This is a genomic window from Aureimonas sp. N4 (assembly GCF_001463925.1).
Classification (GTDB): domain Bacteria; phylum Pseudomonadota; class Alphaproteobacteria; order Rhizobiales; family Rhizobiaceae; genus Aureimonas; species Aureimonas ureilytica_A.
The window spans coordinates 111,871-131,969 of the sequence record NZ_BBWS01000057.1 but is presented as its reverse complement, the minus strand read 5'-3'; the positions used below and the strand labels follow the sequence as shown (position 1 = coordinate 131,969).

At 67.5% G+C, this 20,099-nt stretch carries 16 protein-coding genes; 3 read left to right on the top strand and 13 right to left on the bottom strand.

Annotation, left to right across the window (positions count from 1 at the left end; translation table 11 throughout):
• Positions 1-362: 362 nt before the first annotated feature.
• The 12 genes from AUL28_RS20255 to AUL28_RS20200 form a co-directional block, all read right to left on the bottom strand.
• On the bottom strand, positions 363-1,436 hold the full coding sequence (locus AUL28_RS20255) for an ABC transporter ATP-binding protein (RefSeq protein ID WP_062236344.1): 1,074 nt from the start codon (positions 1,434-1,436) through the stop codon (positions 363-365).
• Between the two features lie 179 nt (positions 1,437-1,615).
• A complete protein-coding gene (locus tag AUL28_RS20250) occupies positions 1,616-2,434 on the bottom strand; it encodes a carbohydrate ABC transporter permease (protein WP_062236341.1) in 819 nt (272 codons plus the stop codon).
• Positions 2,435-2,637: 203 nt separating this feature from the next.
• Positions 2,638-3,564, bottom strand: a complete 927-nt coding sequence (locus tag AUL28_RS20245) for a carbohydrate ABC transporter permease (RefSeq protein ID WP_062236338.1) — start codon at positions 3,562-3,564, stop codon at positions 2,638-2,640.
• Positions 3,564-4,898 (bottom strand): ABC transporter substrate-binding protein, encoded by a 1,335-nt coding sequence (locus tag AUL28_RS20240; RefSeq protein ID WP_062236335.1) that lies wholly within the window; start codon positions 4,896-4,898, stop codon positions 3,564-3,566. The genes AUL28_RS20245 and AUL28_RS20240 overlap by 1 nt, the downstream gene beginning before the upstream one ends.
• Positions 4,899-4,968: 70 nt before the next feature.
• Positions 4,969-5,646, bottom strand: a complete 678-nt coding sequence (locus AUL28_RS20235; protein ID WP_058634470.1) for a GntR family transcriptional regulator — start codon at positions 5,644-5,646, stop codon at positions 4,969-4,971.
• 14 nt (positions 5,647-5,660) lie between these two features.
• The gene (locus AUL28_RS20230; RefSeq protein WP_062236333.1) at positions 5,661-6,548 is read right to left on the bottom strand and encodes a dihydrodipicolinate synthase family protein; all 888 of its coding nucleotides are present in this window, start codon (positions 6,546-6,548) and stop codon (positions 5,661-5,663) included.
• Positions 6,549-6,663: 115 nt separating this feature from the next.
• Positions 6,664-7,569: a DMT family transporter gene (locus AUL28_RS20225; RefSeq protein ID WP_062236330.1), complete on the bottom strand. Its 906-nt coding sequence runs from the start codon at positions 7,567-7,569 to the stop codon at positions 6,664-6,666.
• A 119-nt stretch (positions 7,570-7,688) separates the two neighbouring features.
• Positions 7,689-8,420, bottom strand: a complete 732-nt coding sequence (locus AUL28_RS20220; protein ID WP_062223787.1) for an amino acid ABC transporter ATP-binding protein — start codon at positions 8,418-8,420, stop codon at positions 7,689-7,691.
• Entirely contained in the window at positions 8,398-9,057 is a 660-nt protein-coding gene (locus tag AUL28_RS20215; RefSeq protein ID WP_062236327.1) for an amino acid ABC transporter permease, read from the bottom strand. Before AUL28_RS20215 ends, AUL28_RS20220 begins: the two co-directional genes overlap by 23 nt.
• Complete coding sequence (locus AUL28_RS20210; RefSeq protein WP_062236324.1) at positions 9,054-9,725, bottom strand: amino acid ABC transporter permease; 672 nt, start codon at positions 9,723-9,725, stop codon at positions 9,054-9,056. Before AUL28_RS20210 ends, AUL28_RS20215 begins: the two co-directional genes overlap by 4 nt.
• A gap of 99 nt (positions 9,726-9,824) precedes the next feature.
• Positions 9,825-10,613, bottom strand: a complete 789-nt coding sequence (locus AUL28_RS20205; protein WP_062236320.1) for a transporter substrate-binding domain-containing protein — start codon at positions 10,611-10,613, stop codon at positions 9,825-9,827.
• A 13-nt stretch (positions 10,614-10,626) separates the two neighbouring features.
• On the bottom strand, positions 10,627-11,346 hold the full coding sequence (locus AUL28_RS20200; protein ID WP_062236318.1) for a GntR family transcriptional regulator: 720 nt from the start codon (positions 11,344-11,346) through the stop codon (positions 10,627-10,629).
• Between the two features lie 214 nt (positions 11,347-11,560).
• Here AUL28_RS20200 and AUL28_RS20195 point away from each other — a divergent pair, with 214 nt between their 5' ends.
• Together AUL28_RS20195 and AUL28_RS20190 are read left to right on the top strand one after the other, a co-directional pair.
• Positions 11,561-16,810, top strand: a complete 5,250-nt coding sequence (locus AUL28_RS20195; protein ID WP_062236396.1) for a DUF4011 domain-containing protein — start codon at positions 11,561-11,563, stop codon at positions 16,808-16,810.
• Between the two features lie 335 nt (positions 16,811-17,145).
• A complete protein-coding gene (locus tag AUL28_RS20190; protein WP_058601632.1) occupies positions 17,146-17,643 on the top strand; it encodes a DUF3617 domain-containing protein in 498 nt (165 codons plus the stop codon).
• Positions 17,644-17,728: 85 nt separating this feature from the next.
• Here the strand turns inward: AUL28_RS20190 and AUL28_RS20185 are convergent, their stop codons facing one another.
• A complete protein-coding gene (locus tag AUL28_RS20185; RefSeq protein ID WP_062236315.1) occupies positions 17,729-18,631 on the bottom strand; it encodes a LysR family transcriptional regulator in 903 nt (300 codons plus the stop codon).
• A gap of 100 nt (positions 18,632-18,731) precedes the next feature.
• On the opposite strand from AUL28_RS20185, the gene AUL28_RS20180 reads away from it, so the two are divergent.
• Positions 18,732-19,967, top strand: a complete 1,236-nt coding sequence (locus tag AUL28_RS20180; protein WP_062236313.1) for an MFS transporter — start codon at positions 18,732-18,734, stop codon at positions 19,965-19,967.
• Positions 19,968-20,099: the final 132 nt, after the last annotated feature.

Sequence of the window (20,099 nt, the reverse complement as noted above, 5' to 3'; positions counted from 1 at the left end):
GGCTCCGAAGAGCCGCAGGCGACGAGCGCCTTGTGTGGTCGACGCCATGTGGCGTTGGAGGCTGATTAATGAAATCGCGGGGGGATGGCAAGGGCCAAACGGCGCTCGTGTCGGAAATCTGTCATGGGTGGTCAGCTTGGCGCAAGCTGCGCCATGGAACTGCCGGACGCGAGGCTGGATGATGGGCGCGCCGTGCTGAAATTTTTTCGGTTGGCGGGCGCGCCGTGGTGGACGCGGGCGATCCTCGAAGCAGACGGAAAGGGGCTTTCCGGCGCATGGAAGGCATTCGCCGGAAGTCGTCCACCAAAAACCTTGCGGGTCGCGGATCGCCCAGCGGTCCGCTCCCTCAGGCGCGTGCTCGGTCAGGCGCGCGCTTCGCCAGCGCCGAGGCGCATGCCGTTGGCGCGGTCGAAGAGATGGCTGGTCTTGGGCTCGACGTGAACCGGCACGATCTCGCCCGGCCGCAAGGTCAAGCGCTCGCGGAAGAGGCAGGAGATCGACTGGTCGCCGAGCTTGCCGGCCACCATGACCTCCGAGCCCGTGGGCTCCACCACCTCGACGCGGATCGGCACGCCGCCTTCGCCGATGCGCACATGCTCGGGGCGCACGCCATAGGTCGCCTCGCCGGGAGGCACCGCGCCGAGCCCGGCGGGGAGGGGGAGGCGCAGGCCATCGCCGGTCACGAATCCGTCACCCTCGACGCGCCCTTGGACGAAATTCATCGACGGCGACCCGATGAAACCGGCGACGAAGGTGTTGGCCGGGCGGTCGTAGAGGTCGAGCGGGGCGCCGACCTGCTCCACACGCCCATCGCGCATGACGACGATCTTGTCGGCCATGGTCATGGCCTCGATCTGGTCATGCGTGACATAGACCGTGGTGGTGCCGAGCCGGCCATGGAGGTTCTTGATCTCGGCGCGCATGGAGACGCGCAGCTTGGCGTCGAGATTGGAGAGCGGCTCGTCGAACAGGAAGACCTGCGGATCGCGCACGATGGCGCGGCCCATCGCGACGCGCTGGCGCTGGCCGCCCGACAGCTGGCGCGGGAAGCGGTCGAGAAGGCTGGAGAGGCCGAGAATGTCGGCCGCCGGCTTCACGCGCTTCTCGATCTCGGCTTTCGGCACGCTCTTGAGCTTCAACGCGAAGGCCATGTTGTCGGCCACCGACATGTGCGGATAGAGCGCGTAGTTCTGGAACACCATGGCGATATCGCGTTCCTTGGCCGGCAGGTCGTTGACGACGCGCCCGCCGATCAGGATGTCGCCGCCCGAAATCTCCTCCAGCCCCGCGAGCATGCGCAGCAGCGTGGACTTGCCGCAGCCGGACGGGCCGACAAGGACGACGAACTCGCCGTCCGCGATGTCGATCGACACGCCATGGATCGTGGTGACGCTGCCGAAGCTCTTCTTCACGTTCCGGATGGTGACGGAGGCCATGAGCGGTTCCTTTTCGAACTGGGGACGAGACCCGCAGGCAAGGGAGAGGCGAGAGACGTTCGCGGTTTCAAACGGGTGCGAAGCTCAAGCGCGGCCTGCGGCGGGCCATGCATTCGTGACAAGGGCGAGGTGGAAAAGACCGGCCGATCCGGCCCGCGTCTTCTCCCCGCGTTTCGAGCTTATTTCACAGCGCCTGCCGTGAGGCCGGCGACGATCTGGCGCTGAGCCAGAAGGGTGAGAATGAGGACGGGCAGGGTGACGACGAGAGCGGCGGCGGCGAGCGGCCCCCAGCTCACCTGCTCGAAGGAAAGCATGTTGTAGACGGCGACGGGCAGGGTGCGCGTTTCGCGGTTGGCCAGCACGATGCCGAAGACGAAATTGTTCCAGGAGAAGATGACGGCGAGGATGAGCGAGACCACGATGCCGGGCCGGGCGATGGGCAGCGCGACCTTGGCGAAGACCTGCCAGGCGGAAGCGCCGTCGATGCGCGCGGCCTCTTCCAGCTCCAGCGGCGTCGTCTCGAAATAGCCGATCATGACCCAGATCACGATGGGCACGGTGACCACGAGGTGGATGATGATCTGCGGCCAGAGCGTGCCGAGCAGGCCGACATTCTGGAACAGGAGGAAGAGTGGAATGAGGAAGGAGAGGCCCGGCGTCATGCGCGCGATCATGATGACGATGGCGGCCTTATCGGCCTTCAGCCGGGCGATGCCGTAGCCGGCGGGCACGCCAACGAGAAGGGCGAGCAGCGTCGCCGTGCCGGTGACGAGAACCGAGTTCCAGAAATAAAGGAGGAAGTCGTTCTCCTGGAAGATCTTGGCGTAATTGCCCCAGGCGATGCGCTCGGGGATCAGGACCGGCGGATAGGCGCCGTTGTCGATCTCGAATTTGAGCGAAAGCGACAGCATCCAGACGAAGAAGAAGACGGCGGGCGAGACGAGGACGAGGCCGAGAAAGAAGAGGCCGATCCGATCGAACTGGCGGCGAAGCGTCATGAGGGTCCTCCGAGCGTCTATCACTACCTCCGGGCGGAGGGTGGTCGAGGGGTTTTCGTCAGTCGTTGCTGCGCGAAGCGCAGTGGATGCCGGGGGCAGGGCCAAGCATTCGGGACAGTCCGAAGGACGGGCGAGATATCAGGCTCGCCCTGGCTGGCGGAAAGACCCGACCAGCCGACACCGCGAGGTGTTGATCGGCGCTCTTAATCGTTCCACTTCGCGCGCTGCTTCAGATGAAGCATGACGAGCGACAGCGCGATGATGACGGCGAAGAAGACGACGGCGATGGCAGACCCGTAGCCGATGTCGTAATAGGAAAAGGCGACGTTGTAGAGATAGATGTTGATCGTCTCCGACGCCGTGCCCGGCCCGCCCTGGGTCATCGCATAGATGATGTCGAAGCTCTTCAGCGCGTCGATCGAGCGGATGATCACGGCGACCATCATGAAGGGCGCGATCAGCGGCAGGGTGATGTAGCGGAACTTCTGCCAGCCATTGGCCCCGTCGATCTCGGCGCCCTCATAGGGCTCGCGCGGCAAGGAGGCGAGGCCGCCCAGCACGATCAGCATGACGAGCGGCGTCCATTGCCAGGTTTCCACCAGCACCAGCGAGGGGATGACGGTGGACTGGTCGTAGATCCAGGACTGCTCGGGCAGGCCGACCACCGACAGGAGATAGTTGAGAACGCCGAGCGAAGGGTTGAACATCATGGTCCAGACCAGCGCGATGGCGACCGGGGTTGCCATCATCGGCATGACGAAGATGGCGCGCAGCACGCCGCGCAGCGGCATCTTGGAATCGAACAGGACGGCCGCGAAGGTGCCGAGCACCAGAGGCGCGACCACCGAGAGGATCGTGTAAAACAGGGTGTGCCCCATCGACTCCCAAAAGCGGGTGTCGGTGAGAAGGCGGCTATAGTTCTCCAGGCCCACGAAGGCGGTGTCGCCGCCGAGCCGCCAGGAATGGGCGCTCATCCAGGCCGTGAAGACCCACGGGAAGACGATCACCGCGCAGGTGACCGCGAGCGCGGGAATGACGAAGGGCCAGTAGAAGGGGCGAAGGCGCTTGGCCTTTCGCGGGGCGGCCGAAGCCGCCCCCGTCTCATCGGCTCGGGAGATCACGGCGCTCATCAGGCCTCGCTTCGCTCCAGAATGGGCTTGAACTGCTCGGTGGCTTTCTTCAACTCGGCCGCCGGATCGCCGCCGCCCAGGAGATTGGTGAGGGCGACGCCGTAGATGTCGCGGAACTCTGTGATCGGGATGATCACCGGCAGCGCGATCTGGCTGACCTTGGCGGAGGCGGCGATCGCGTCGGCCCATTCGGCCGGCATGGTGACGCCCTTGCGCACTTCCGGGTCTTCCACGATCGATGTGCGGAAAGGCACGCCCGCGCCGGCCTGGAACAGGCGCGCGCCCATTTCCTTCGAGACGGCCCATTGGCAATAGAGATAGGCCGCTTCCTTCTTGGTGGAGGCCTCCGTCACCGCGATACCGTCGCCGAGCGTCGGCGCGGCGGCTCCGGCCGGGCCGGCGGGCACGACATGATAGCCGACCTTGCCGACGACGCGGGAGAGTTCGGGGTTCTCCAGCGGCGCGGCGAAGCCGCAGCCGTCGAACCACATGCCGACCTTGCCCTGGAGGAAGGCGGACTGGCATTCGGCCCAGTTGAAGCCGGTGACGCCGCGCGGCGCGCATTGCGTCATGAGGTTCTGATAGAGCTTGGCGGCCTCGACGCCCTTTTCGTCGTCGGCCAGGATCTTGCCGTCCGGCCCGATCGCCTGCTGGCCGAAGCCGAGCATGAGCGAGGTCCAGACCGGTGTGTTGGCGTTCTTCATGCCGCGCGCGACGAAGCCCGATGTGCCGGCCGACTTGTCGGTGAGGGCTTTCGCCGCTTCCAGCATCGCCTCGAACGTCTCGGGGAAGGTGATGTTCTTCGCGCCGAAGAGTTCCTTGTTCCAGTAGACGATCCAGTAGTCCACGGAGAAGGGCAGGGCGCGGATGCGGCCTTCGCGGTCCTTGGCATAGGACAGACCGGCGGGGGCGAAGTCGCTTTCCTTCAGCGAGGCTTCGGTGAGCGTGGGGTCGGCCATGAAGGGCGAGAGATCGGCCAGCCAGCCGGCCTTCTCGTATTGCCGCTTCTGGGCGTGGAAGCTGATATGGATGACGTCGAAGCTCGGCTTGCCGGAGGTCAGCTCGATCACCGCCTTCTGGCGCTGCTGCTGCTCGGGCGTGGCTTCCGCGTTGACCTTGATGCCGGTCAGCGCCTCGAACTCGGCCTGATATTTGCGCAGAAGTTCGCCGCGCGGGTTCTTGGTGAGGTTCACTTCCAGCGTGGTGCCGGCGTGCTTCTTCCAGTCCACACCGGCGGCGAAGCTCGGGCGGACGCCGGCGAGCGCGAAGGCACCGGCGGCAGCGGTGCCGGCCAGGAACTGGCGGCGGGACAGGGCGATCGTGCGATGGGTCATGTGGTCTTCCTCCCCTTTGGTGGCTCCGGGCGGCGTCCTCCAACGACCTGTCCCGGTGCGCTCGTCCGTTTCAGACGGTGAGCGCCAATCGTCTGGCATTGTCGATATGGGCGGCGATCGCTTCCGTGGCGCGCGCCGGGTCGCGGCTTTCGATGGCCGCGATCACCTGGAGATGCTCGCGCATGACGGGCACGACGCGCCCGTCGATGCGATAGCGCTCCTGATGGATGAGGCGCAGTTTCACCGAGTTGACGCGGTAGGCCATGGCGATGATCGAATTGCCGAGCGCGTCGATGAACGTGTCGTGCAGCCGCCAGTCGATCGCCTGCGCCTTGGCCTCTTCCTCTTCCGTCAGCTTGCGCGACAGCGCCAGCGCCAGCATCGCCTCGTGTTCGGCACGCAGGGCGGCGATCGTGGCGTCGCTGGCCTGCGCCGTGAACACGCCGATCGCCTCCTTTTCCAGAAACAGGCGGAACTGAAAGGCCTCGCGGATGAGGTTCAGGTCCACATGGGCGATCTGGATGCCGCGCTGGGGCACAGTGACGAGAAGGCCTTCGGATTCGAGGCGCGGAATGATCTCGCGGATGGCGCCGAGCGGCAGGCCGGTGCGGGCGACGAGCTGGCGCTGCGAGACGAACTCGCCGGGCAAGAAATCCCGCGCCATCAGCTTTTCGATGATGCTCTCGTAAGCTCGCTCGCGCAGCTTGAGAGCATCCCCGCCTCGACCCTTTGCGACGTCGGCGTCCACGCGTCGGCGCTCCGTCAGGCCGCTTGGGACGCGTTGAGCGCGTCGTAAATCGCGCCAAGACGCGCCGCGCCCTCCGCAGGCGTCGAGACGAGCGGCGCGCGCACCCGCGCGAAGCCAGCCTCGCCCGTGCGATGGGCGACCAGCGCCTTGACCGCCGGCGTCACCGGGAAGGTCAGCACCGCGTCCACCAGCTCATGCACACCCTTGTCGTCGCGCCCTTCGCGGATCATCGGCAGAAGCCGCTCGGGCAGGAGATTGGCCATGCCGGAAATCGCGCCTTGTGCGCCGAGCCGCACGCCCGCCGCCAAGCTCCGCTCGTCGCCGATCAGGATGGCGATGTCCTTGTGCTCGGCCAGAAGCCGCTCGGTATAGGGCCAGTTGCCCGAGGAATCCTTGACGCCCGCGATGGCCTTCGGGAAGGCCGCACGAATGCGCCCGATCAGCGGCACGGAGAGTTCCACCGCCGTGACCGAGGGGATGTTGTAGAGGATGATGCCGCGCGCCTTGTCTCCCAGCGCGCCCAAGACCTCGGAGAACCAGGCGAAGACGCCGTCTTCCGACACGTTCTTGAAATAGGAGGGCGGGGCCAGAAGCACACCGCGCGCGCCGGCATCCAGAAGCTCGGCCGCCTGTTCGGTCGCGTCGCCGGCCGCATTGGCCATGACGCAGCCGATCGTCTGGGCGGGTGCGATGCCGGCCTCATGGAAGGCGCGGATGAGGCTGGTGCGCTCCGTGCGCGAGACCGACGAGCCCTCGCCCGTGGTGCCGAACAGCGTGACGCTGGAGCAGCCCTGATCGAGACACCAGCGCGCGTGACGCGCCATGGCGCCGCTGTCGATCGAACCGCTCTCGTCGAATACCGTCACCAGCGCCGCCGACAAACCAAACCCCTGATCGTCCACGAAATCCTCCCGCGTTTCCTAACTGCTAACTGACATGTCAGCATCATGTCAATCTGTGATCGGTCTGCAAATCCTAATTTCCTGTTTCACGTGAAACAGGGTTCGAGCGGATCGATCAGGCGGTGCGGGCGGGACGCCGGGCGGGCAGGGTCATCATCACGACGCTGGCGATGACGAAGACGAGCCCGACCCAGGCGCTCGGCTGCGGCACCTCGCCGAGAAACACCATGGCGATGCCGACGCCGATGGGAACGCGCAGGTAGGCCTGCGCCGTGGTGCCGATCGAGCCGATGCGCGACAGAAGATTGAAATAGAGAACGAAGGCGAGCGCGGTGGAGAAGACTGAGAGTGCCAAGAGTGCCAGGATGGAGCTTTGCGAGGGCGCGAGCGTCCACGGGTGGTCGAGCACGAGGCTGAAAGGCAGGAGCACGATCCCGCCCCAGAGGAGCGAGCCCGCCGCCGGCATCATCGGATCGAGATCCCGAAAGGTGCGTCCGAAGGTGACGGCCGCGCCATAGGCGACGGCGGCGAACACGATGGCGCCTTGCGCCAGCAGCGCCTCGTTCAGCCCGCCGAGCGCCGACGGGCCGATCACCAAACAGATGCCGAGAAGCCCCAACAGGACGCCGACGAGCTTCCGGCCCGTCACCGCCTCGTGCCGCGTGACGAGCGCGTTGATCAGAAAGGCGAAGACGGGCGTCAGCGAGTTCAGGATCGTGACGAGCCCGGCATCCACATATTGCGAGCCCCAGGCGACGAGCGTGAAGGGCACGACCGTGTTCAGCCCCGCCTGGATCAGAAAGCGCTTGGTGTTGCGCCGGTCGGTCGGCAGGCGAAGGCCGCGAAGGTGCAGGATGGCCAGAAGCAGGCTGCCGGCGATCAGCGTGCGCACCGCGATCAGCGTCACCGGGGGAATGGTGGCGACGCCGAGCTTGATGAAGGAATAGGACGCGCCCCAGAGCGTCGCCAGCGACAGCAGCATCAGGAGGCTGACGAAAAGGCGAGGCTGGGTATCAGTCATATCGGGCTCTTTCGGGCATCGGGCGGGGGCGTGCGGGCGGGTCGATCCCGCGCGCCCCGCTCTTGGCCCGAAGGCCTTCGAAATAGCAAGCTTGCCCTATCGCTTCCGCCCGCGCGGCCTCACGCCTGCCCGTGGCCGAGGAAGCGCTGAAGCTCCGGCGTCTTGGGGGTGCCGAACAGCTCTTCCGGCGGGCCGATCTCGTGGACGCGGCCCTCATGCATGAAGACGACGCGCGAGGCGACTTCGCGGGCGAACTTCATCTCATGCGTGACCATCATCAGCGTCATGCCCTCGGCGCCGAGTTCGCGCACCACGGCCAGAACCTCGGCCACGAGTTCGGGGTCGAGCGCCGAGGTGATCTCGTCGCATAGGAGCGCGATCGGCTGCATGGCGAGCGCGCGGGCGATGGCGACGCGCTGCTGCTGGCCGCCCGAGAGTTCGTCCGGATAGGCGTCGAACTTATGCCCCAGCCCGACCCGCTCCAACTGCCGGCGCGCCATGGCCTCGGCTTCTGCCTTGGGCACCTTCTTCACCACGGTCTGGCTCAGCATCACGTTGCGCCCGGCGGTGAGGTGGGGAAACAGGTTGAACTGCTGGAAGATCATGCCGACCTTCAGCCGCAGCGCTTTCAGATGCGTTTCATCCGGCAGAAGCTGCGCGCCGGCCACCAGGATCGAGCCGCCGTCGATCGATTCCAGCCCGTTGATGCAGCGAAGCAAGGTGGACTTGCCCGAGCCGCTCTTGCCGATGATGGCGATGACCTCGCCGGGGGCGACGTCGAGATTGATGCCTTTCAGGACCTCGTTCGAGCCGAAGCGCTTTTTGACCTCAGTGACCGCGATGAGCGACATTGAGCTTCCTTTCGAGGATCTGCGAGGACTTGGACAGCGGCCAGCACAGCGCGAAATAGATGAGCGCGACGAGGCCATAGACGGTGAAGGGCTGGAACGTGGCGTTGGTGACCACCGTGCCGGCCTTGGAGAGTTCGGTGAAGCCGATGATGGAGGTGAGCGCCGTGCCCTTCACCACCTGCACCGAGAAGCCGACGGTGGGCGGCACGGCGACCCGCAGCGCCTGGGGCAGGATGACGTGGCGCATCTGCTGGAGCCGGCCCATGCCGAGGCTGGCGGAGGCCTCCCACTGGCCCTTGGAGACCGATTCCACGCAGCCGCGCCAGATTTCGGCCAGAAACGCCGCGCTCCACAGCGTCAGCGCCGTGCCGGCGGCGAGCCAGGCCGGCACGTCCACGCCGAACATTCCGAGCCCGAAGAAGATCAGAAAGAGCTGCATCAGGAGCGGCGTGCCCTGGAGAAGCTCGATATAGGCCTTGGCCGCGCGCTGGATGGCCTTGCGCGGCGAGATGCGCCCGAACAGGACGAGAAGGCCGACAAGGCCGCCGCCCGCGAAGGAGACGAGCGAGAGAACCACCGTCCAGCGCGCCGCCAGAAGCAGGTTGCGCAGGATGTCCCAGGTCGAGAACTCGATCATGCGGGCCTCCGCTTGGGGAAGAGGGCCGAGCCGAGAAGCCCCATGGCGCGGCGCACGAGAATGGCCAGCACGAGATAGATGAGGGTGGAGACGAGATAGGCCTCGAAGGCTCGGAAATTGCGCGACTGGATGAAATTGGCGACGAAGGTCAGATCCTCGACGGCGATCTGCGAGACCACGGCCGAGCCGAGCATCACGATCACGACCTGCGAGGAGAGCGCGGGCCAGATGCGCTGGAGCGAGGGCACGAGCACGACATGGCGGAACGTTTCCCAGCGCGTCATGGCGAGGCTCGCGCCCGCCTCGTACTGGCCCTTGGGCGTCGCCTCGATGCCGGCGCGGATGATCTCGCAGGCATAGGCGCCGAGATTGATCGTCATGGCGACGTAGGCCGCGCTCATCTCGTCCATCTGGATGCCGAGGCCCGGCAGGCCGAAGAAGATGAAGAAGAGCTGGATCAGGAAGGGCGTGTTGCGGATCATCTCGACATAGGCCGAGACCGGCCAGCGCAGCGCCTTGGGCCCGAGCGCGCGGACCCAGGCGCAGGCGATGCCGACCAGAATGCCCAGCGTGCCGCCCACCAGGATGAGCTGAAGCGTGACCCGCACGCCGTTGAGAAGCGCCGGCGCGTAAGGCGCCAGCCAGGAAAAGTCGAACTGATAGGGCATGAGGCCGGGCCTCTGGAAGCTGAACGAGACGGGAAGCTGAACGGGAACGGCAAAGGCGACCCGCCGCCGAGGCGGATCGCCTTTAGGGTCGGCGTCGGATTACAGACCGGCCGGCAGGTCGGTCTTCAGCCACTTCTGGGCGATGGCGTTCAGCGCGCCGTCCTTCTTGGCATCGGCGATGATGGCGTCCACCTTGGTCTTCAGCGCGTCGGCGCCCTTGGGCAGGCCGATATAGCAGGGCGAGTCCTTGATCAGGAATTTCAGCTCGGGGCGCTTGGGCGGGTTGCGCTCGATGATCGCGGCCGCGACCACGTTGCCCGTGGCGACCAGCGGCACCTGTCCCGACAGGAAGGCCGAGATCGTGCCGTTATTGTCCTCGTAGCGCTTGATGGTGGCGTCGGAGGGCGCGACCTTGGTCAGCTCCAGATCCTCGACCGAGCCGCGCGTGACGCCGATGGTCTTGCCGGCCAGTTCCGCTGCGTCCTTCACCTGGATGTCGGCCGGGCCGAACACGCCGTTGTAGAAGGGGGCGTAGGCGGTGGAGAAGTCGATCACCTTCTCGCGGTCCGGGTTCTTGCCGAGCGAGGAAATCACGAGATCGACCTTGCCCGTCTGGAGGAAGGGCACGCGATTGGCCGAGGTGACGGGCGTCAGCTCGAGCTTCACGCCCATCTTCTGCGCGATCAGCTTGGCCATGTCGATGTCGTAGCCCTGCGGGGTCATGTCAGTGCCGACCGAGCCGAAGGGCGGGAAGTCCTGCGGCACGGCGACCCGCAGCGTGCCTCGGCTCTCGATGTCGGAGAGGGCGTCGGCGCTAGCAGGCAGAGCGAGCGAGACGAGCCCGGCGAGCGCGAGGCCGGCGGCGAGAAGCGAGCGACGATGGATCATGAGGCAGGGTCCTTCAGAGTGTAGGAAAAGCGGGTGAGGCAAGGGCGCCCGTGGGGTCGAGCGAGCGCCGGAGATCGGCGAGAGGGTCGGCCGCCATGTCGAGATCGAGGCCGGCTTCCACCTCGTCGAGATGCCGGATGGCGAGGTCGGACGCGGCCAGCCGGTCGCCGCGCGCCAGCGCCTCGACGATGCGGCAATGGCCGAGATGCGATTCCTCGGCATGGGTCGTGGACTGGTAGAGCATGGAGATCAGGATCGTGCGGGCCGTCAGATCGCGCAGGATTTCGCTGAGCACGGGATTGGCCACGATATCGCCGAGCCGGATGTGGAAGTCGCCCATCAGACAGACGAGGCGGGGATGATCGCCCGCCGCCAGGGCGGCGCGCTCGTCACTCAGATGCGTCTGGAGCAGCGCCAGATGGTCCGGCTCCAGCGCCGGCATGATGCGCATCATGCCGGCTTCCACGGCCCGGCGTGCCTCGAAGACGCGCTTGGCCTCGGCCGACGAGGGCTCCACCACGAACCAGCCCCGGCGCGAGCGCACCTCCACGATATGGCGCGAGGCCAGCCGCATCAGCGCCTCGCGCACGAGGGTGCGCGACACGTTGAACAGGCTCGCCAGTTCCCCTTCGCCCAGCCGCGCGCCGGGGCGCAGACGGCGCGCCAGGATCGAGCGCAGAATCGCGGTGTCGATAGCGGCGGAGGGGGACGGGAGAGAAGGGCGATCTTGCATACAAGACTGAAGTGCAAGCGTCATGCCAAACACTCACGCCTTGCGGCACAGGAACTGTCCACCACGGATGGATGTTTGGCTGCCTATTTTGCAGGCTTTTTGTGCGCTGCATCATCACCTATTGCGGCCCAGCGAAGGGAGCGCGGCGACGCGAGCCCTTCTCAAACGGCGCACGCTGCATAGGATGCGCGCACGAAAGCGAGGGAGCATGGGCATGATGGACGGGACCGAAGGCGTCGAGGGTGAGGATGCCTTGCGGCCGGAGATCGCGGTGGAGGCGCGTGAAAGCCTCACCTACGCCTCGTTCCAGAATGCCGTGCCTCTTCTCTCAAGCCTCGCGCTCCACCATCCCGGCCCGGACGCGCTGGATGGCCTCCGGCTGGAGCTGTCCTCCGTGCCGCCCTTTCTCCGGCCCAAGAGCTGGGCGATCGATCGCCTCGGCGCTGGCGAGACGCTGACGCTCGTCGACCGGCGCGTCGAACTGGACGCCGCCTATCTCGCGGGGCTGAACGAGGCCGAGCGCGGCGAGCTTCGCTTTCGCTTAACGCGCGGCGATGAGATGCTGGCCGAGACGATCCGGCCCGTCCGGCTTCTGGCGCGCGACGAATGGGGCGGGGCGGGCGACATGGCCCAGCTTCTGCCCGCCTTCGTCATGCCGAACGATCCGGCCACCGCGAAGATCCTGCGCGCAGCGGCCGACATGCTGGTGGCGCACGGCCATTCCGGCGCGATGGACGGCTATCAAAGCGGCGATGTCAGGCGCGCCTATATGCTGGCCGCCGCGCTTTATACGAGCGTCGCCGGGCTTGGGCTGCATTATGCCGAACCGCCCGCGAGCTTCGAGCAGCGCGGGCAGAAGATCCGCCGCCCGGCGAGCGCCTTGAGCGACGGGCTCGCCACCTGCCTCGACACGAGTCTGCTTCTGGCCGCCGCGCTGGAGGCGGCGGGGCTGAACGCCGTGGTGGTCTTCGTTTCGGGCCATGCGGCCGCCGGCGTCTGGCTCTCCAAGCGCACCCTGCCGCGCGCGGTGGAGACGGACGCCATGGAACTGCGCAAGGCGCTGGCCGCGCGCGAGCTTCTGGTGTTCGAGACGACGGGGGTGACCTTCCGGCCGGCCATGGGCTTCGAGCAGGCCTGCCGCGACGGCGCGGCGCTTCTGGCGGAGGGCGCGCGCCGCGCCTTTGTCTGCGCGGTGGATGTGGCGCGTTCGCGCAGCGGCGGCATCCAGCCGCTCGCCTCGCACGACCCCGCCGCACCGGGCGAGGCGGAACCAAGCGCCGAGCCCGCCGCGCCGGCCCTGCCCGCCATGCCCGATTTCGGTGCGATGCCGGCGGAAAGCGTCGAGGACAAGCCGACGACGCCGGGCGGGCGCATCGATCGCTGGCAGCGCAAGCTGCTCGATCTCTCCTTGCGCAACAAGCTCCTGAATTTCAGCCAGACCGGCTCCACCGTGCCCTTCCTTTGCCCGGACGCCGCCGCGCTGGAGGATCGGCTGGCGGCGGGCGGGGCCATGCGCCTCGTCTCCATCCCCGAGCAGAATCCAGTGGGCGAGCGCGACGAGACGCTGTTTCGCGAAACGCGCGGCGAGGACTTGCAGGCGCGCTTTGCAGCCGACGCCTTGGCGCGCGGCGAACTCGCCTCCACCCTCGACGCGAAGACACTGGAAGCGCGCCTCACCGCGCTGTTTCGCCAGTCGCGTAGCGACATGGCCGAGGGCGGCACCAACACGCTCTATATCGCAGTCGGCTTCCTGCGCTGGAAGAAGAAGCCCGAGGACGAGCGCGTCTACCGCGCGCCGCTTCTGCTGCTGCCGGCCAAGCTGGAGCGCCGCAGCGCCTCCTCGCCCTTCCGCCTCGTGCACCACGAGGACGATATCCGCTTCAACGCCACGCTGCTCCAGTTTCTGGAGCGCGATTTCGGCCTGAAAGTGCCCTCCCTCCAAGGCGAGTTGCCCACTGATGAGACCGGCATCGACGTGGCGGACGTCCTGTCGCGGATGCGTCAGGCGGTGCGCGACGTGCCGGGCTTCGAGGTGGTGGACGAGACGGCGCTCGGCACCTTCTCCTTCGCCAAATATCTGATGTGGAAGGACCTGACGGAGCGCACCGACGCGCTGCGCCAGAACCGCGTCGTGCGCCATCTCATCGACACGCCCGAAGAGGCCTTCGCCGACCCCGTGCCCTTCCGCGAGGCGCGCGAGATCGACAGGGCCTATGCCCCGGCCGACATCGTGACGCCGCTGCCCGCCGATTCCTCGCAGATCGTCGCGACGCTGGCGGCGGCCGAGGGCAAGGATTTCGTGGTGATCGGCCCGCCGGGCACGGGCAAGAGCCAGACCATCGCCAATATGATCGCCCATTGCCTCGCGCATCGGCGCACGGTCCTCTTCGTCGCGGAAAAGACGGCTGCGCTCGATGTCGTCTATCGCCGCCTGCGCGAGCATGGGCTCGGCGAGCATTGTCTGGAGCTTCATTCCTCCAAGGCCGACCGGCGGCACTTCCTCAGCCAATTGCGCAGCGCCTGGGAAAGCGGCGCGGCGCGAAGCGGGGACTGGGTGGAGCTGAACGGCCGGCTCAAGGTGCAGCGCGACGCGTTGAACAGCTATGCCGAGGCGCTGCACCGCGAGGCGCGCTGCGGCTGGACGCCCTATCGCGCCATGGGGGTGACGCTGCGCGGGGCCGAGCAGCACGCGCCCGCACTTTCCTGGCCCGCCATGGACCAGCACGAGGCCGCCCATTACGCCGCGCTGGAAGACCTCGCCGAGGGGCTGGGCCGCACGGTCGCCGCCGTCGAGGCGCGCCCGAGCCTCGCGCTGGTGGATGTGGACGAATGGACCTCCGCCTGGGCCGAGCGCCTCCTGGCGCAGGCGCGCACCGCGCGCGAGGCGGCCGAGGCGCTGGCGCAGGCCGCCACGGCGTTTCGCGCCCATATCGGCATGGCCCCGGCCGGGTCTCTCAGCCTTCCCGTGACGCGCCGCCTCGCCGCGCTGGCGGCTGCTTTGAAGCCGGGCGAGGGCGCGCTCGCCTTCGACCCCGGCTTTGCGGAGCTGCGCGAGAACTTCGGCGCGCTGGAAGCCGCCGTCTCGGCCTTCCGCACGGAAGAATCGCGCCTCTCGGCCACCTATGAGCGCGAGGAGATGGCGCGCATTCCGGTGGAGGATCTCGACCGCCGTCTGCGCGAGGCCGAGGCGAGCTTTTGGCCCTTCTCCTGGTTCAAGCGGCGCGGCGTCGCCAAGCTCCTGCAAACCTATGCCCGCTCGGGCACGGCCGTTCCGGCGAGCGACCTGCCGATCCTGCGCCGGATGCAGGCCGTCGCGGCCCAAGTGCAGGCGAGCCCGCTCGCCGGGCGGCTCAAGGGCTTTGCCGGGATCGACAGCGATCTTCCGCGCCTGTCCGCCAGCCTCGTCTCGGCCGAGCAACTGCGCGCCGCCGTGATGCGCCTGGGCGAGCCGACGGGGGAAACGGGTGCCATCGTCGCCGCGCTCCTGCGCGCGCTGCCGGAGCTGACCGAGACGAGCCCGCTCAGCGAGGCCGCCCGCGCCGTTGAAGAGGCCCAAGCCGGCTGGCTGGAGGCCGAGCGCCAATGGCGCGAGGTCAGCGGCGGCGTGCCGCTCGGGGCGGCACAAGGCGAGACCTTGGACAGCGTGTCCGCCGCGCTCGCCGATCTCCATGCCAGCGCGGGCCTCCTGCGCGACTGGACCTCCTGGTGCGCCATTCGCCGCCGCGCGCTGGCTGAAGGTCTGGCTCCATTCGTGGCCGATTTGGAAACCGGCGCGGTGCGGCCGGGCGAAGCGCGCGCCGCCTTCGCGCTCGCCTATGCCCGCTGGTGGCTGCCGCTCGCCATCGACGCCGACGCGCGCCTTCGCGATTTCCGCCGCTTCAGCCACGAGCACGCGATCGACGATTTCCGCAAGCTGGACGATCTCGTGCGCAAGGCGGCCTCGCAGCGCATCCGCGAGGCGCTGACCCATGGCCTGCCCGATCCGCAATCGGTGCCGCGCAAATCCGAACTCGGCCTCCTGCGCCATCAGATGGAGCTGAAGCGCCCCAGCCGCTCGATCCGCGAGATGATCGGCGCCATGCCCGAGAGCTTCGCGCGCCTTGCGCCTTGCGTTCTCATGTCGCCACTCTCGATCGCGCAATATCTGCCGCCCGATCAGGCGCTGTTCGATGTCGTGATCTTCGACGAGGCCTCGCAGATCACGACATGGGACGCGGTCGGCGCGGTGGCGCGCGGCCGGCAGACCATCATCGTGGGCGATCCCAAGCAGCTGCCGCCGACCAATTTCTTCGGCCGCACCGAGACGGAGGACGAAGCGCCTGAGTTCGAGCGCGATCTGGAAAGCATTCTGGACGAGGCCAAGGCCTCCGGCCTGCCGGTGCACGATCTTCGCTGGCACTATCGCTCGCGCCACGAATCGCTGATCGCCTTCTCCAACCATCATTATTACGACAACCGGCTGATCACCTTCCCTTCGCCGGTGACGCAGGACCGCGCCGTGTCGCTGCGCCACCTCCCCGACGCCGTCTACGACCGGGGTAAGAGCCGCACCAATCCGACTGAAGCGCGCGCCATCGCGAAGGATGTAGCGAACCGTCTGCGCGCCGCGCTCGATCTGCCGGAGGCCCAGCGGCCGACGCTCGGAATCATCACCTTCAACAGCCAGCAGCAGGGCCTGATCCAGGACCTGCTCGACGAGGAGCGGCGCGACGATCCGGCGCTCGAATGGTTCTTCGAGGACGAGCGGCTGGAGCCTGTCTTCGTCAAGAATCTGGAGAACGTGCAGGGCGACGAGCGCGACGTGATCCTCTTCTCCATGACCTTCGGCAAGGACGCGGCCGGTAAGCTCGCCATGGATTTCGGCGCGCTGAACCGCGAGGGCGGCGAGCGGCGCTTGAACGTGGCGGTGACGCGCGCCCGGCAGGAATTGCAGATCGTCTCCTCTCTCAAGGCCGAGTCGATCGACCTGTCGCGCTCCAAGGCGGCGGGCGTGCGCCATCTCAAGACATTCCTCGACTATGCCGACCGGGGCGCGGTGGCGCTGCCCGCCACGGATCAGGGCTCGCTCGGCGGCGTAGATTCGCCCTTCGAGGCGGCCGTGGCCGAGGCGCTCTCGCGGCGCGGCTGGCAGGTGGTGACGCAGGTCGGCGTGTCCGGCTTCCGCGTCGATCTCGCCATCCGCCATCCCGACCATGCCGGCGCATTCCTGGCTGGAGTCGAATGCGATGGGGCGACCTATCACCGCTCAGCCACGGCCCGCGACCGCGACAAGGTGCGCGAGCAGGTGCTGCGGGGCCTGGGCTGGAATATCCTGCGCGTCTGGTCCACCGACTGGTGGTTCGACCCGATGGGCGCGACCGTGCGGCTCGATCAAGCGCTGAAGGGGCTGGTGGCCGAAAGCCGCGCGCGGGACACGGCGGAGCGGGAGGCGAGCAAGGCGGAGGCGGCCGGCGCGCCCGCTTGAGCGGGGCCTCTCGCAGGAGCCGCCTGTGGAGGGCAACGGCTTATCTCGCCCGCCGCGCTCCGATCGAGAGGGACGTCGTCGCCCTTCTCGCGCCTGTTCCTCGGGCGAATGCGCTTGAGGCGCGAACGCAGGGACAGGCGCGCCCCTCGCGCGTCGGGTCTCGCCGCTCGAAGAGAGCCACGTCGTCGGCTGCGAAGCCTCCCGTCTGAAGGGCAGCGGCCGGTGGCTTCGTAAGGCCAACCTGCAATTTGCCGACGAAATCGGTTGCCGGCTCCGGGCTGTCGCCTAGCTCTGTGTTTCCCCGTGGCTGCGGCCACGCTTTTCAGGGAGTCGTCATGCGAGTTCGCGTCCTTACCGTCTGCCTTGCCGCCACGATCGGAACCATGGGCACGGCTTTTGCCGCCGAAACGCTGCCCATGCGCAAGGCCGGCCTGTGGGAAACCAAGACCCAGTCGCCGGATGGCAACGTCACCGTCCGCCAATGCATCGACGAGAAGACCGACCAACTGGCGCAGGGCGCGTTCGGCGCGTCGCAGAACTGCTCCAAGCGCTCGCTGGTGAAGACGGATACGGGCTACGAGTCCGAGAGCGAGTGCAAGATCGGCACGATCTCGGCCACGGGCAAAGCCCTCATCTCCGGGGATTTCGACAGCAAGATTCACATGAAGGTGGACACGACGCTGACCGGTGTGCCCGACATGAAGGAGCCGGTTCGCCGCCAGATGGAGATCGACGCCACCTATGTCGGCCCCTGCATCGCCGGCCAGAGCCCCGGCGACATCATCATGCCCGACGGCAAGATCGTGAAAATGCCGACCGCGCCCAAGCCATAAAAGGCGCGCGCTCCGGCCCACCTCATCAAACGCGTGGATCAATGCCCGGCCGTGGCGTGTGCCGCGTCGCCGGGCGTCCGTCGTCTTATGCCTCGAACTCGTGCGCGGCCGCGCGAGCCATCTCCGCGAAGTTCATGGCGAGGCGCGAGGGGCGTTGCCGGGGATAGGCGACGGCGAGTTCCACATGCGGCACGGGGGCTTTCAGGTCGCGATAGGCGACGCCCGCGATGCTGAGCTGGCGCAGCGCATCCGGCACCAGCGAGAAGCCGAGTTCGGCCGAGACGAGCGACAGGACGGAGGCGATCTGCGGCGCGGACTGGCCGATACCAGGCTCGAAGCCCGCCGCGCGGCAGGCCTCGATCGCCGCATCGTGCAGGCTGGTGCCGACGCGGCGCGGGGTGAGGAGAAGCGGCTCCTCGCGCAGAAGGCGCAAATCCAGCGGGGTGCTGCCGCTCGCGGCCGGATGGCCCGCCGGCACGGCGGCCACCAAATGCTCGCGCACCAACGCGAAGGCCTGGATGGTGCTCGCCTCCGACAGGGAGGGCCGCAGGATCGCGGCATCCAGTCGGTCCTCCTCCAGCCCACCCAGAAGCACGGCGGAATTGGCCTCCTCCAGGGTCAGTTCGACATCGGGAAAGCGCCGGCGAAAGGCGCGGATGCTGGCGCCGAGCACGGGATGAAGAACCGAGGTGCCGGTGAAGCCGAGCCGCAGCACGCCGGTTTCGCCCCGCTCGGCCCTTCGCGCGGCCTCCGCCGCCTCCAGCGCGCGCTGGGGGATCGGGCGCACCCGCTCAAGGAAGGCTCGGCCCGCCTCCGTCAACTCGGCTCCATGCGGCACCCGGTGAAACAGGCGCGCGCCGATCTCCGTCTCCAGGTCCCGGATCTGAAGGCTGAGCGGCGGCTGGCCGATGCCGAGCCGCGCGGCGGCGCGGGTGAAGTTGCCTTCTTCGGCGACGGCCAAGAAGTAGCGGATGTGGCGAAGCTCCATGCCATTTGCATAAGCTATCGCATTCGCCATTTCCATATATTGGACCGATGGGGAGGGGGAGCCGTATATGCCGGGCATTCCCAGACGAGGTTCGCCCTTCATGGCTTCATCACTCGCCGCCTCAGGCTTTGCCGACCTGACCGCGCCCTCCGGTTTCGTCAGCCATGGCACGCCGGAATATCGAAAGGCGGGCGCGGCGCTCTTTCTTTTGGGGTTTGCCAGCTTCTCGCTGATCTATTGCGTCCAGCCGCTGCTGCCGGCCTTCGCCGAGAGCTTCGGCCTGACACCCGCCGAGAGCGCGCTCGCCCTGTCGCTGACGACGGGCTTTCTCGCGATCTCGATTCTTCTGGCGGGAGCCTTCTCGCAGGCACTCGGCCGGCGCGGGCTCATGTTCGTGTCCATGGCCTTGGCTGCCGTCCTGAACCTTGCCGCTGCGCTCAGTCCCAACTGGCACGGGCTGCTGCTGGCTCGCGCGGCGGAAGGCTTCGTGCTCGGCGGCGTTCCGGCCGTCGCCATGGCCTGGCTCGCGGAAGAGATCGACCCACGCCATCTCGGTCGCACCATGGGCCTCTATGTCGCCGGCACGGCCTTCGGCGCGATGATCGGCCGGGTGGGGCTGGGTGTCGCCACCGAGTTCGTGTCCTGGCGCCTCGCCATGGGCGTTCTCGGCGCGCTGTGTCTTATGGCGGCACTCGGCTTTCTCGCGCTTCTGCCGCCCTCGCGCCATTTCGAGGCCCGGCGCGGCGTCAATGCGCGCTTTCATCTGGCGGCCTGGGGCCGGCATCTCGCCAATCCCGGCTTGCTGCGCATCTATGCGATCGGTTTTCTCCTCACGAGCATCTTCGTCACGCTCTTCAACTACTCGACCTTCCGCCTGATGGGCGCGCCCTATGGGCTGGGGCAGACCGAGGTCAGCCTGATCTTTTTGGCCTACGGGTTCGGCATCGTCTCGTCCTCGCTGGCGGGCCGGCTGTCGGATCGCTTCGGGCGCGGGCCGCTGCTTCTCGCGGGTTTCCTCCTGATGCTGGCCGGCGTCGCGCTGACGCTGCTCGCCTCACTCGTCGCGATCGGGCTCGGTATCGCGCTGGTCACGACCGGCTTCTTCATCGGCCATTCCGTCGCCAGCGGATCGGTCGGCGCGCTGGCGCGGGGCGACAAGGGCCATGCGACCTCGCTCTATCTCCTCATCTATTATCTGGGCGCCAGCGTCACCGGCTGGGCCGGCGGCTGGGTCTGGCAGCATGGCGGCTGGCCCGCCATCGGCGCGATGACGGCGGGTTTCGCCCTGGCCGGCGCACTCCTGGCTGCGACCTTTCTCCGGCGGCGGAGCGCCTAACGGCTTGGGATCGCAAGGGGACTCGCCTTTTGCTCGGTCTGCGATATGATTTCGCCCGTCAGGACATGCCCAGCTCGCAAAACACCTGTTTGGCGAGGCGTCTTCGATTTTTTCATAAAAGCGACATGAGCC

What these genes read in the sequence shown, in the direction of transcription:
- AUL28_RS20215 (WP_062236327.1), bottom strand. Translation starts at nt 9,057, where the DNA reads ATGATCGAGTTCTCGACCTGGGACATCCTGCGCAACCTGCTTCTGGCG.
- AUL28_RS20250 (WP_062236341.1), bottom strand. Translation starts at nt 2,434, where the DNA reads ATGACGCTTCGCCGCCAGTTCGATCGGATCGGCCTCTTCTTTCTCGGC.
- AUL28_RS20185 (WP_062236315.1), bottom strand. Translation starts at nt 18,631, where the DNA reads ATGGAGCTTCGCCACATCCGCTACTTCTTGGCCGTCGCCGAAGAAGGC.
- AUL28_RS20180 (WP_062236313.1), top strand. Translation starts at nt 18,732, where the DNA reads ATGGCTTCATCACTCGCCGCCTCAGGCTTTGCCGACCTGACCGCGCCC.
- AUL28_RS20225 (WP_062236330.1), bottom strand. Translation starts at nt 7,569, where the DNA reads ATGACTGATACCCAGCCTCGCCTTTTCGTCAGCCTCCTGATGCTGCTG.
- AUL28_RS20245 (WP_062236338.1), bottom strand. Translation starts at nt 3,564, where the DNA reads ATGAGCGCCGTGATCTCCCGAGCCGATGAGACGGGGGCGGCTTCGGCC.
- AUL28_RS20200 (WP_062236318.1), bottom strand. Translation starts at nt 11,346, where the DNA reads ATGCAAGATCGCCCTTCTCTCCCGTCCCCCTCCGCCGCTATCGACACC.
- AUL28_RS20240 (WP_062236335.1), bottom strand. Translation starts at nt 4,898, where the DNA reads ATGACCCATCGCACGATCGCCCTGTCCCGCCGCCAGTTCCTGGCCGGC.
- AUL28_RS20190 (WP_058601632.1), top strand. Translation starts at nt 17,146, where the DNA reads ATGCGAGTTCGCGTCCTTACCGTCTGCCTTGCCGCCACGATCGGAACC.
- AUL28_RS20195 (WP_062236396.1), top strand. Translation starts at nt 11,561, where the DNA reads ATGATGGACGGGACCGAAGGCGTCGAGGGTGAGGATGCCTTGCGGCCG.
- AUL28_RS20205 (WP_062236320.1), bottom strand. Translation starts at nt 10,613, where the DNA reads ATGATCCATCGTCGCTCGCTTCTCGCCGCCGGCCTCGCGCTCGCCGGG.
- AUL28_RS20210 (WP_062236324.1), bottom strand. Translation starts at nt 9,725, where the DNA reads ATGCCCTATCAGTTCGACTTTTCCTGGCTGGCGCCTTACGCGCCGGCG.
- AUL28_RS20255 (WP_062236344.1), bottom strand. Translation starts at nt 1,436, where the DNA reads ATGGCCTCCGTCACCATCCGGAACGTGAAGAAGAGCTTCGGCAGCGTC.
- AUL28_RS20220 (WP_062223787.1), bottom strand. Translation starts at nt 8,420, where the DNA reads ATGTCGCTCATCGCGGTCACTGAGGTCAAAAAGCGCTTCGGCTCGAAC.